This window comes from Polynucleobacter sp., from assembly GCF_044342855.1.
In the GTDB taxonomy this organism is placed as follows: Bacteria; Pseudomonadota; Gammaproteobacteria; order Burkholderiales; family Burkholderiaceae; genus Polynucleobacter.
In genome coordinates this window covers 1-13,577 of sequence record NZ_JBIIPA010000026.1, presented here as the reverse complement: position 1 = coordinate 13,577, position 13,577 = coordinate 1, and the positions used below count along the sequence as shown (strand labels likewise).

At 45.7% G+C, this 13,577-nt stretch carries 8 protein-coding genes; 2 read left to right on the top strand and 6 right to left on the bottom strand.

All coding sequences use genetic code 11. From position 1 onward, the window contains the following. Nucleotides 1-332 precede the first annotated feature (332 nt). Entirely contained in the window at nucleotides 333-896 is a 564-nt protein-coding gene (gene ahpC, locus ACIQZ3_RS08615; protein WP_397392236.1) for an alkyl hydroperoxide reductase subunit C, read from the top strand. 120 nt (nucleotides 897-1,016) lie between these two features. Next, nucleotides 1,017-2,561 carry an alkyl hydroperoxide reductase subunit F gene (ahpF, locus tag ACIQZ3_RS08610; RefSeq protein WP_397392234.1) on the top strand — a complete coding sequence of 515 codons (1,545 nt, stop codon included), beginning with the start codon at nucleotides 1,017-1,019 and terminating at the stop codon, nucleotides 2,559-2,561. An 84-nt stretch (nucleotides 2,562-2,645) separates the two neighbouring features. On the opposite strand, the gene ACIQZ3_RS08605 is transcribed toward ahpF, so the two are convergent. The 6 genes from ACIQZ3_RS08605 to ACIQZ3_RS08580 all read right to left on the bottom strand — a co-directional run bounded on the left by ACIQZ3_RS08605 (nucleotide 2,646) and on the right by ACIQZ3_RS08580 (nucleotide 13,131). Beyond that, on the bottom strand, nucleotides 2,646-3,920 hold the full coding sequence (locus tag ACIQZ3_RS08605; RefSeq protein WP_397392232.1) for a Glu/Leu/Phe/Val dehydrogenase: 1,275 nt from the start codon (nucleotides 3,918-3,920) through the stop codon (nucleotides 2,646-2,648). 171 nt (nucleotides 3,921-4,091) lie between these two features. Further along, nucleotides 4,092-6,989 carry an FAD-binding and (Fe-S)-binding domain-containing protein gene (locus ACIQZ3_RS08600; protein ID WP_397392230.1) on the bottom strand — a complete coding sequence of 966 codons (2,898 nt, stop codon included), beginning with the start codon at nucleotides 6,987-6,989 and terminating at the stop codon, nucleotides 4,092-4,094. A gap of 112 nt (nucleotides 6,990-7,101) precedes the next feature. Next, entirely contained in the window at nucleotides 7,102-7,425 is a 324-nt protein-coding gene (locus ACIQZ3_RS08595) for a P-II family nitrogen regulator (RefSeq protein WP_397392228.1), read from the bottom strand. Further along, nucleotides 7,422-10,517, bottom strand: a complete 3,096-nt coding sequence (locus ACIQZ3_RS08590; protein WP_397392226.1) for an efflux RND transporter permease subunit — start codon at nucleotides 10,515-10,517, stop codon at nucleotides 7,422-7,424. Before ACIQZ3_RS08590 ends, ACIQZ3_RS08595 begins: the two co-directional genes overlap by 4 nt. A 5-nt stretch (nucleotides 10,518-10,522) precedes the next feature. Continuing rightward, a complete protein-coding gene (locus ACIQZ3_RS08585; RefSeq protein WP_397392224.1) occupies nucleotides 10,523-11,869 on the bottom strand; it encodes an efflux RND transporter periplasmic adaptor subunit in 1,347 nt (448 codons plus the stop codon). Next, nucleotides 11,866-13,131 (bottom strand): TolC family protein, encoded by a 1,266-nt coding sequence (locus ACIQZ3_RS08580; RefSeq protein WP_397392222.1) that lies wholly within the window; start codon nucleotides 13,129-13,131, stop codon nucleotides 11,866-11,868. Before ACIQZ3_RS08580 ends, ACIQZ3_RS08585 begins: the two co-directional genes overlap by 4 nt. Nucleotides 13,132-13,577: the final 446 nt, after the last annotated feature.

The following is a 13,577-nucleotide window of genomic DNA, read 5'->3' as shown; positions in this document are numbered from 1 at the left end:
CCAGAGCAGATTAACAATGAGGCTAATACTAGTGAGATTTTTTCATAGACTTCTTTCTTTTTCCATCCTAATGAGGGGAACTAATGAATGATTAGTCTAAAAAAACCTAGCGAATTGGTCTGTCTGTTATCAGACATATAACCTATAAATAAATGGTGCCATTACCGATTTGGGCCACACCAGCCCTCAAAATGGGCTCAAGAGTGAACCCCGACCAATGATCTAATAAATAGATAAGTAGTATCTAAATTATTCATTTTGCAAATAAATAAATAGCCTCTAGAATGAACCCTGTTGTGAATCAACTATTTCATTTTTTACAGGAGAAACCCATGTCACTAATTAACACAGCAGTTCCGCCATTCAAGACCCAAGCTTTCCACAGCGGTAAGTTTGTAACTATTTCCGATGAGACTCTCAAAGGCAAATGGTCAGTATTGATTTTCATGCCAGCAGCATTCACATTCAACTGCCCAACAGAAATTGAAGATGCAGCTGATAACTATGCTGAATTCCAGAAGATGGGTGCAGAGGTTTACATCATCACTACTGATACACATTTCTCACACAAAGTATGGCATGAGACTTCACCTGCTGTAGGTAAGGCTAAGTTCCTATTGGTTGGCGATCCAACCCATACATTGACACGTGGTTTTGGCGTACACATTGAAGAAGAAGGCCTCGCATTGCGCGGCACATTCATCATCAATCCAGAAGGCGTTATCAAAACAACTGAAGTTCACTCAAATGAAATCGCTCGTGATATCTCTGAGACATTGCGTAAGCTCAAGGCCGCTCAGTACACAGCAGCTCACCCAGGTGAAGTATGCCCAGCTAAGTGGAAAGAAGGCGCAGCTACATTGACTCCATCTTTAGACCTCGTAGGCAAGATCTAATCATCGAAGTCAGCAGTAACTAGCAATCAATAGACTCTCTTCGGAGAGTCTATTGGGCAGGATGAGCAGCAGAAGCCCTGCCCAATAGACTCATCAAGATTAAATACCAAGGAACACATCATGTTAGATGCAAACATCAAGGCCCAACTCAAGGCCTATTTTGAAAAAATTGAAATCCCGATTGTTTTAGAGGCAACTTTGGATGACAGCGAACATTCCGCTCAGATGCTGGAGTTATTGAATGAGGTTGCCGAGCAATCTTCCAAGATCACAGTAAAAACCTCTGGCAGCAGTAAAAACATTCCTAGCTTTACTGTCGCTAAGGTTGATGAAGTTGCTCGCATTGCATTCTCAGGCCTACCAATGGGTCATGAGATGACCTCTTTCATCCTGGCTATTTTGCAATCAAGCGGCTATCCGCCCAAATTTGAGCAAGACGTCATTGACAGCATCAAAGGCTTAGAAGGTAAGAAGCGCTTCCAGACTTTTATCTCATTGTCATGCCACAACTGCCCAGATGTAGTTCAGGCACTCAATCTCATGGCTGCACTTAACCCTAAGATTGAACATGAAATGATTGATGGCGCCCTCTTCCAGGGTTTAGTTGATCAATACCAAATCATGGCTGTACCTACCGTGATTCTGAATGGTGAAGTCTTTGGCCAAGGCCGCATGAGTGTTGAAGAAATTGCCGCCAAACTGGATACCAACTCTTCAGCCCGCGATGCTGAAAAATTAAGCGCTAAAGCTGCTTATGACTCCCTCATTATTGGTGGCGGTCCAGCAGGTGCTTCAGCAGCAATCTATTCCGCTCGTAAGGGCATCAGAACTGGTGTTGTAGCTCAGCGTTTTGGTGGCCAGGTTGCAGATACCGTAGGCATTGAGAATTTCATCTCAGTCAAAGAAACTGAAGGACCTAAATTAGTGATGGCGCTTGAGCAGCACGTGAAGGAATATGAAGTTGATGTCATGAACTTGCAAACTGCCAAGAGCTTAAGCAAGACTGGTGAAGAAATTGCCATCACCCTAGAAAATGGCGCCGTTCTGAAAAGTAAAACAGTCATCTTAAGTACTGGCGCACGCTGGCGCGAAATGAACGTGCCAGGCGAGCAAGAGTACCGAGGTAAGGGCGTAGCTTATTGCCCACACTGTGATGGCCCCTTATACAAAGGTAAACGCGTTGCGGTGATCGGCGGAGGAAACTCTGGAGTGGAAGCTGCAATTGATTTGGCCGGCATCGTAAGTCATGTCACCTTGATTGAGTTCGATACCAACTTACGTGCTGATGCAGTCCTGCAAAAGAAATTAAATAGCATGCCTAACGTAACCATTATTACCAACGCTTTGAGCAAAGAAGTTTTGGGTGCGGATGGCAAAGTAACCACCTTGAGATACGAAGATCGTGCTAATAATCAAATGCATGAGCTTGCCCTTGAAGGCATCTTTGTACAAATTGGCTTATTACCAAATACCGATTGGCTCAAAGGTGTAATTGATTTATCCCCTCGCGGCGAAGTCATTATTGACGCCAAAGGAGAGACATCCATGCCTGGAGTATTTGCTGCAGGAGATTGCACCACTGTGCCTTATAAGCAAATCATTATTGCTATGGGTGAAGGTGCAAAAGCCTCCCTCTCAGCATTTGACTACTTGATTCGATCATAAGATCTTCAAAGCACCCTGAATGTAGAAAAGCCCCGAATCGCTCGGGGCTTTTTTTATTTCAAATGGGTCACTTCCCACGCATCATTAAGGGTATAAACCCCGCATCTGCCGAGCCTTCAGAATACGCTCGCACCCGACAATAAAGGTGGCAGTTCTCAAGCTCACATCATGCTTCTTGGCCACATCACAAATGCCTTTGAATGCATCGACCATCAAAATATCTAGACGATTGTTAATTTCTTCCTCAGTCCAGAAGAAACTAGAAAAATCTTGCACCCATTCAAAGTAACTCACGGTTACTCCACCAGCATTGGCAATCACATCAGGAACAACAGTGATATTCATATCCCTTAAGATGTCATCCGCCTCTGGTGTCGTAGGCCCATTCGCGCCCTCCACAATTAATTTCGCCTGAATGTTTGCAGCGTTAGCGGGAGTAATTTGAGACTCTAATGCAGCTGGTATCAAAATATCGCACGGTGATGACCAAAATTGTTGACTGGTAATGGATTCACCAGGAAAGCCATTAATCTCACGAGCAATTGAGACATGATCAAGCAAAGCATCGACATCAAATCCATTGGGGTTGTACAAAGCACCAGAATGATCTTGAATTGCCACGACCTTAGCGCCAGCCTGAGCAAATAGACGAGCTGCATGACCACCAACATTACCTAGACCTTGAATTGCGATCCGCGCTCCAGAGAGCTCACGATTTATTTGCCCATAAGCCTCTCTGGCCACTACAAATACACCTCGGCCAGTTGCATCCCTTCTTCCCAAACTTCCACCGAGTGAGATTGGTTTTCCAGTAACAACCCCAGAGGTGGTGTAACCCTGATTGACGCAATAGGTGTCCATCATCCACGCCATAATTTGCTCATTGGTATTGACGTCAGGCGCTGGAATATCTTTTTGAGGGCCAATCATCATATTGATCTCACTAGTAAAGCGCCTAGTCATTCTTTCAAGCTCAGATTGCGATAGTTGTTTAGGGTCGACACGAATACCCCCTTTTGCCCCACCAAATGGAACATTCACAACTGCAGTTTTAATCGACATCCATGCCGATAAAGCGGTGACCTCAGATAGCGTGACATCCGGATGAAAGCGAATGCCGCCCTTACCCGGACCTCGAGATAAATTGTGGTGAACTCGATATCCTTCAAAATGGGCAATGGTACCGTTATCTAACTCGATAGGCACATCCACAATTAGAGATCGCTTTGGTCGCTTTAAAGTCTCTACCCAGCGTGTCAGTGGACCTAGATAAGGAGTGACACGATCAATCTGCTCGAGATAAGTGCCCCAAGCACCAAGATTTTTAGGGTCTAAATAAGATGCGATTTCATGGCTCATAGGCGCTCCAGAGGGTGACGTAATTAACTTAAGTACATATTACGCCTTAGATAGAGCAACATACCCAATACCCAGGTTCCCATATTGCCAATACGTTTAATTGGGGGTACAAATAAAAAATCCCCCGAAAAGCTCCTCGGAGGATTTTTTAGAACCCAATAAATAGATTTGTTACTTCGCTTGATGTGCCATCTGTAAAAGCTCTGCCAAATGCTTTACCTTGCGGCCAGTTTCTTGTTCGATCTGCTCTCGGCAACTAAAGCCATTGGTGAGGATGATCGTTTCTTGATCGGCAGCTCGGATAGCCGGCAACAATACCAACTCTCCAACCGCCTTAGACATCTCCACATGCTCAGGATTAAATCCAAATGAGCCGGCCATACCGCAGCAGCCACTATCAATGTAATTTGCCTTTGCGCCTAAAGCAGCTAACAAGGCTACATCACCTTTGGTACCAAATAAAGACTTCTGATGACAATGGGAGTGAACCAAAATATTGCAGTCTAGAGGTGGTGGTGTGTAGCCCTTCTCATGCAGGAAGTCGCCAAGCAAGTAGGTGCTTGAAGCCAAGAGTTGAGCCCTTGGATCATGAGGGAAGAACTTTAATAACTCATCTTTAAAGACTGACATACAGCCAGGCTCAAGACCTACTACTGCGATAGGTGAATTTGGATCTGAGTTAATTTCATCTCCAATGGCATCTAAAATCTTCTCTAGTTTTTGCTTAGCGAGATCTAAATAACCAAAGTCATACAAAGGTCGGCCACAGCATAGCGGGGTCTTTGGCAGAGTTGCTTCAAAGCCAGCATGAGCCAGAACTTCTACTGCCGCATTAGCGACCTCAGGATGAAAGTGCTCGCAGAAGGTATCCACCCAAAGGATGACCTTCTTCTGCCCAGTACTTGTACCCTTTGCTTTCTCAAACTGCTTTCTGAAAGATTGGTTTGCAAACTTAGGTAGGCTGCGCTCTTGCGCTACGCCCCCAATCCATTTAGCCAGACTAGAAAGTACTGGTGTGTGCATCACCCCATTGATAAGCCATGAGAACTTGCTAGCTAGTGGCGCCCAATCACCAATGCGACCCATAGTGAGGGCCTGACGAGGCCTGCTATTAGTCTCGTGATAGTGAGATAAGAACTCCGCCTTATGGGAAGCCATGTCCACGTGCGCAGGACAATCCGACTTACAACCTTTACAGGAGAGGCAAGTATCGAGAGCATCCTTAAGCTCTTCGCTTTCCCAACCATCTTTAATCACTTCACCCTGGAGCATTTCCCAAAAGAGTCTTGAGCGTCCACGAGTGGAGAAGCGCTCTTCTTTAGTGGCGCGATAACTTGGACACATCGTGCCCACTTTTTCACTACGGCACTTGCCCATACCAACGCAACGCTCAACAGCGCGCTGGAAACCATTACCCTCTTGGCTCAAGAAATTCAGACGAGTCTTAATATTGACGACTTTATATTCTGGACCCATGCGGAGGTTTTCATCTACGCGATATGGATGCACTACTTTGCCAGGATTGAGTTTGTTCTGCGGATCCCAAATGCGCTTGAATTCATGCATCGCACCCATTAGCTCTTCACCGAACATAATTGGCAGGAACTCAGCTCTGGCTTGTCCATCACCATGCTCGCCAGTCAGCGAACCACCAAACGCAACAACTAAAGTTGCCGCATCTCGAATGAAGGATCTAAATTTGGCCACGCCTTCTGCAGAACGCAAGTTAAAGGTAATTCGCGCATGAATACATCCATCGCCAAAGTGTCCATAAAGCGAGGTCTCATACTCATAAGAGTCTACGAGCGCTTGGAAGGAACGTAGATACTCACCTAAACGCGCCGGATCGACCGCAGCATCCTCCCAACCTACTACTGGGTCAGGAGAATTTGGGTCAATAGACAGATGGGTAGCAGATGCACCATTCTCACGAATAGACCAAACACGCTTTTGTACCAATGGATCAGCCTCGAGCCAGGTTGATGGCTGCGGGCCCTTGGTTCGAGACTTGAAATACGCCTGAGCTTTTTCAGCCTGAGCAATGGCACCCTCAAGCGTGTCATCACCAAACTCCACAACTACCCATGCATTTCCAGGGGGAAGTAAATCAATTTCGGCTTTAGCCAAATTACGCTCTTGCAAGCCACGGATAATTTTGTAATCCAAGCCTTCAATCGCAATGGGATTAAAGGATTGATATTCAGGCACGGCATCACCGGCCAAATAGATGTCATCGAAACCTAAAACCAACACCACACGCTTAGCAGGACTCTTCACCAATCTCACCTTGGCAGCCAAAGTGAGTGCGCAAGTACCTTCGGTACCAACCAATGCACGTGCGACGTTAAAGCCATTCTCAGGCAAGAGTTGATCTAAGTTATATCCAGAAACGCGGCGCTTAATATTGGGGAAGCGTGCACGAATTAAATCGGCGTAATGATCACGCAAGGTGAGCAGGTCTTGGTAGATCTGACCTTTGCGTCCACCAGCAGCAATAATTTCTTGTAACTCTTGATCGGATGTCGGGCCAACCCAAAAACGTTCGCCATCGTAAGTCAGAATTTCTAAAGCCTCGGTATTCTCAAGCGTCTTGCCTGCCATCACTGAATGCGCACCACATGAATTATTGGCAACCATACCGCCTAAAGTGCAGCGGCTATGAGTAGATGGGTCTGGAGCAAAAGTGAGGCCATGTAACTCAGCAACATCGCGCAAAGAGTCACAAATCACGCCCGGCTCAACAACTGCACTACCAGAAGCCGGATCCAAAGCAAGAATGTGATTGCAATACTTAGAGATATCAAACACCACAGCGTTATTCACTGTTTGGCCATTCATAGAGGTACCTGCGCCACGCATTAGTACCGGAGCTTTATTGCGATGGCAGATCTCAATACCTTTTACAAATTCTTCGGTATTTTTAGGGGTAACAACCCCAATCGGAATTTGACGGTAATTCGAGGCTTCGGAGGCATATACGGCCTGATGGGCCGTATCGAAATGAACAGAGCTTCCAAGAGCTGCTGTAAGCTCAATGTTGAGCTGCTCCCACTGAGAAATACCACCCATTTTCAATCCTTGTTAGTTGCATTTACCCTGTATTGGGCACCGTACATTCTAAAAATTTCTGCTGTTTTGTGATTCCCAGCAGATTATTCAAATATGCTGAATTTATGCTCGTTTATGGCGTGGATTTTGCAATGAAGAAGGCCTTAGGAACCTCGGTGCACCAAACTACACCGTCCCCCACTTGACCGGTTTGGCAAATAGTCACAATCCGATCCATGAAAATCTGTGCAACCTCATCATTGCAAATAATTTCAACCTTTACTTTCGCAGAGTAGTCCGTGAGCTCATCTTTAATATTGAACTTACTGGTGCGATTGGGAGCGCTACACCCCTCAACCTTAGTCACAGTCATCCCTGGAAAACCTGGGGTCTCCAGCAAGGCCGTTCTGAGGGCGGCTAATTTATTTGGGCGAATAACCGCATTCACTTCCATCATGCTTCCACCTCTTTATCTTCAAACCATCTATATAGGACTGGGAGTACCAGTAATGTTAATGCGGTTGAGGTAATTAAGCCCGCAATCACCACAGCAGCCAATGGACGAGTTACCTCAGAGCCAGGACCACCAGAAAAGAGCATCGGCACTAAAGCCAACATCGCGACAGAAGCAGTCATCATGACCGGCCTAAAGCGATGGCCACAGCCATGCAGCAAAGCATCCTCCATGGAGTAGCCATCTTCACGTAGCTGCTTAATAAAAGAAATCAGCACCACGCCATTGAGCACTGCAATACCCCAGAGATTGATGAATCCAACTGCGGCAGGCACAGATAAATACTCACCCGTAATAAACAAACCGAATACACCACCAATCGAAGCAAATGGTAAGACCAAAATAATGAGGCCAGCTAAGCGTAGCGACTTAAAGAGCATGAATAGCAAGAAATAAATTGCCAAAATAGTAAGCGGAATGATGATCATCAAACGCGACATCGCACGTTGCATATTTTCAAACTGACCACCCCACTGCAAGGAATAGCCCTGTGGAAGCTCCACCTCTTTTGCAATAAGCTCTTGCGCCTCCTGAACGAATCCACCCAGATCTCGACCGTCGACGTTCACGCCCACTACGAGACGGCGCTTGCCAGACTCTCTAGAAATCTGCGCTGGTCCATCTACGAGAGAAATATCTGCTAGATCGCGCAATAACACCTGGGCTCCACCTGGAGAATGCAAAATAATATTGCTAATTGCATCAACATTATCCCTATATGGTCCAGGGTAACGAAGCACTAATGGAAAACGCCTCTCGCCCTCATAAATTGTACTAGCCTGTTTGCCACCAATTGCTGTTTCAATAACTTCATTCACATCAGAAACATTAATCCCGTAGCGTGCGATTGCATCACGATTGATATTGATATTTAAATAATTTTGTCCTGAAGCTTGCTCTATACGCAAGTCATTGCTGCCCTTCATTTTGGTCAAAATCTGACTAATTTGGCTGCCTAGCTTTTGCAGAACTACCAAGTCATCTCCAAAAATCTTGATGGCTACCTGCGAGCGCACCCCAGAAACCATCTCATCTACACGAGCGGCAATTGGTTGAGAAATAGAAAGCTCAATCCCCGGTAAGGTTTTTAACTTGTCGCGAATCTGCTGAGCAATCTCCTCCTGGCTGAACTTACGATCACCTATAGGCTTGAGCGTTACGATTGGATCTGATTCATTTGGCTGCCCAGGGTCTGCAGGTGATTCACCCTTGCCTAAGCGAGAAACCGCCATCTTCACATCTGGAATGGTCATGATGCGTTTAATGGCCTCAAACTCCAGCTTGATAGACTCATCCAGGGAGATATTGGGCGCACGCACAATCACTGGCGTAATAGAGCCCTCTTGCATCACTGGAATAAAGGCTTTTCCAAGTAGGGTAAATCCAATAATGCTAGCTACCAATCCTATCAAAGATCTTTTGACAACCAACTTTGGATTAGCAAGACACCAATGCAACCAGCACTCGTATGGCGCGCGCAAACGAGCCACAATTTTGGTGTCATCTTCACTTCCGCCCTTCAAGATGTAAGAGCAAAGAACTGGAGATAAAGTAAATGAAAGAATTAGTGAAATAGTTAGCGCAATCGCAATCGTAATAGCCATAGGCGCAAACATTTTTCCTTCCATACCCTCTAAAGAGAGTAAGGGCATGAAAACCAAAATAATGATGCCAACACCAAACAGTACGGGCGTACCCACCTCAGTAGCTGCCTCCAAAATAATACGAATCTTAGATTCACCTGTTTTGAGTCTTTCGCCTAACTTGGCGAAGGTGTTTTCTACTACTACCACTGATCCATCCACCATGATGCCAATCGCAATGGCAAGGCCGCCAAGCGACATCAGGTTGGCAGAGATGCCATAACGGTTCATCACCAAGAATGTCAGCAAGGGCGTCAGGATTAAAGTTGCCACCACAATGAGTGAAGAGCGAACATCACCTAGGAATAAAAACAGGAGGATGACAACGAGAATGACACCCTCAATTAATACCTTGGCCACATTGAACATTGCGGCATTGACTAGATCTGTACGATCGTAAAAAGGAACAATCTGCAGGCCATCGGGCAATAACTTGCCTTCGTTAATCTCGGCAACCTTGAGTTTGATGCGATTGACCACTTCCCGGGCATTGCCGCCGCGAATCATCTGAATAATGCCAGCGACACTTTCGGTGTAACCATTCTTAATGGCTGCACCCTGCCGGATTTCACTACCGACGGTTACTTCAGCCACATTTCTAACGTAGACCGGAATGCCTTTTACTTCTTTGAGAATAATTTTTCCAATATCTTCAGGCTTGGTAACTAGACCCACGCCGCGAATAAGGTAGCGCTCTGCATATGTCGGCAGTTGCCCACCTCCAGAATTCGCATTATTTCTAGCTAAGGCTTCGTAAATGTCACGGAGACCTAATTGATAGTGACGCAATCTTTCCGGGTTGACTAAGACCTGGTATTCGCGTGCGTATCCACCTTGCGTATTGATTTCAGCAACCCCAGGGATGGATCGCAACATCGGACGAACAATCCAATCTTGAATCGTGCGACGCTCTTCAAGCTCTTCGACGGTTAACTGCCTATCGCCATCAGAGGGGTGATCAAGTGTGTACTGGTAGATTTCACCCAAGCCTGTTGATGGCGGCGCCATGACAGGAGTGATTCCCATCGGCATAACAGAAGCAACCTCAATCAAACGCTCAGTAACAAGCTGCCTAGCAAAGTAGAGGTCGGTCTTTTCTGTAAACACCAAGGTGATAACTGATAAGCCGTTTCGATTCAGCGAACGCATCTCAGTCAAGCCAGACAAACCAGTCATACCCAACTCAATCGGCACCGTAACGAAACGCTCCACCTCCTCAGGTGAGCGACCCGGTGCCTCTGCTGCAATCTGAATCTGTACGTTTGTGACATCTGGAAACGCATCTACTGATAGTCGTTTTGTTGCTAGCAAACCTGCAACGAACAGTACCAGCGCAATGATGACAACCAACAAGCGTTGTTGCAGCGAGAGGCGAACAATTTTTTCAATCATTTTGACTAGCCACCGCTCAACTGTCGCTTGCGTTCAGTATTTAAATGGAAAGCACCATTAATTGCAATTTCTTGACCTTCTTTAAGGCCGGAGACGACAGGGCGATAACCCTTACCCTCTGGTCCCAATTTAACGGTAACCATGCGATAGGTGTCGTCATCCTCACGAATGAAAACGTGATCATGATTGTCTTCACGAATAACTGCGCTAGCTGGCACTAATAAGCGCTCAGTAGGCTGACTTTCAATCATCATGGTTGCTAACATGCCAGGTTTAATTAGACCCTCTTTGTTGGGCACTTCCATTCTGACCACTACCGTACGCGTTTGCGGATTAACGATGGAGTCTACGTGCGCAACTACACCTTCAATCTCTGCATTCCTTAAGGCAGGAATTATCAGATTTACTTTTTGGCCCTTGTGAATCAAATAAGCATTGCTCTCGGGGATTTCTGAAACAGCCCACAGTGAGCCCAGGTCCGCAACAGTAAATAAGGCATCGGCAGGCTGAACCACTTGACCCTTATTAATCTTACGCTCCACAATTTCACCAGGAATGGTGGCAATTACATTGTTGGTAGATTCAATCACGCCTGATTTTGCCAAACGATCAATACTTGGCTGATCCATACCCTGAACGCGTAATTGATCATTCGCGGCCCGATATTCTGCTTTTGCACTGCTCGCTTCAGCCTCTCGCTTTTGAAGCTCAGCCAAGGCAATCACATCTTCTTTGTACAAAATTCTGGCGCGATTAGCAGCTTGATCCGCTAACTGGCTAGCACTCTTTGCTTTTAAGTAAGACAGTTGGGATTGAGTCAATTCAGTAGAAGTGATCTTGGCCAAAATATCACCCTGCTTTACAACCTGTCCTGGGATTGCCAAGATATCGGAAACACGACCCGTGACGTTCGCACCAATACGAGACAAAAATAATTCATTGAAATCAATGCGGCCAGAGGCTCTTAGCTCCTCTACAAAAGACTCAGTAGAGATCCGTCCATCTGTAATCATATTTCGTAGATCATTATTGACGATCACCACGTTAGGATCTTGCACAGACTTGATGGCTGGACTGCGATCAAATACATTGAAGTAATTTAGGATGATCAGAAATAAACAAAACCAAGGAAAGTAAAAAAGACCTTTCTGCGTCCACTGCGGACTCTTATCGTACTGATAAGCCACACGTGGTAAATGAGTGCTAAACCACTCATGGGTAAGCACATATAAATCATTTTGGGTTTTAATAACGAGGGCAATCCACTCATGCGCATAGACTTTTGCAATCGCAATATAGCGGGAGTACAAGCCCTTTAATTTATCCATCATTACCGTGAATTCTTGCTTCATTGCTTTCCACTCTCAATTTTTGCAATCCACTCTGGGGTTGCCCTTAAACGCTGAATCTCCGTAACAACTGAAGCCAAATCAAACCGCGCCTTAATCAAATCATTTCGCGCCACTCTAAATGTTCTTTGCGCATCTAAATACTCGAGCATGCCTCGCTCACCATAACGATAAGAAACTTCTGCAATCCGTCTTGCGCTCGAGGCTAGCTGAACAACTTCCTGATCTAAAATTTTTACCTGATAGCTGGTCATTTGATACAACTTATAAGCTGTCTCTAGCTGCTGCTCCAGACTTTGACTTTGTACATTAAGTTGATTCTTAGCTTTTGATGCATTCGCCTCTGCTTCTGCAATCTGGCCGCCCTTAAAGTCCCAAATAGGAATGCTCACCACTAAACCATAGAGGCGGTCAGTGAAGTTAGGGTCGTTATATTGTTGCGCCTTAATGGATAACTTTGGTAAGCGAGAGTTCTGCTCAAAACTGAGCCTAGATTCAGTTGCCTCAACCTCTGCTTTCGCCCTTTGTAACTCAGGACTCTGCGAGTGCAACTCACCGAGTAAGGTTGGTAAAGGGGGTAAAGACTCTAACTTGAGGGTTTGAGAAACTACCTCATAGTCATTTGGTAAGTTATGGCCGACAACCTGTCTGAGTTGACCTTTAGCCTGCTCAACTCTGAGCTTGCTAGATTCCGCATTAATTTGCGCATTCAGAAATTCTGTTTGAGCACGAATCAATTCAAATCGAGCTGTCTCACCAACGTCATACCGAATTTGCATGCGATCACGAATTTGCTTCGTTAATCCCAAATCTTCTTCAGCAGCTTTTAGCTCTGCATCACGACGCATTAATTCATAAAAACGCTGCTGCACTCTTGAAATCATTTCAATCTCGAATGCAATGCGAGTCGCATCCGCAGCACGAACATTTGCCTCAGCAGCATTCACTCTGGGAAAACGGGTATACGGCATATCCAAAGGTTGCGTTACGGACCACGATGACACATTGCCGGTGGTTAATGGGCCCGTTACAGAACGTTGTTGCCCTGTATTTAACTCAAACTCCGGATTGGGAATTGCGCGGGCTGTGGAGAGTTGACCCTTGACCGCCTTCGATTGATCGCGTGCGGCCAAGACTTGAGGGCTTGATTCCAATGCAATTCCAATTAACTCATTGAGCGTAAGTGGCTTTTGTGCTTGCGCACTAACTCCGCCTGCAAACAAACTGCAGACCGTAAGCATCAATACTGGAAACAAGCGATTCATTACGACAATTTTAGAGAATAAATAGGATCTCTCATTATCTCGCCCTATTGGAGTGAAAATACGTGGAATTCGCCAAATAAGGGGTGTGGGCACGATTTTGAGTAGATAAATCACCGATTGGGGCTGCAAATTCAAAAGATAACCATTCATAAAAATTTAAATGGTCTTGCCTTGATGGTGAATCACCCATATACCGGGCCCAAAGGCCGAATTGACGATATATGGGACTCAGAGGACTGAGCAGGCTACTCCCCACATGTAAAGAGGTAATTAGATCATACTTATGATGAATAAATGAAATTGAAGCTGACTTTCTCATGACCCTGTAAATATTTCCGTGTAAGTTCACTGCGGGGTTATTGGTGAGCGCTGATGCGTTCACCAAATTCTATATCAAAGCGATTCAGTGCTGCCCGCCAGTTCCGTATCGGCATCGTCCACTTCTT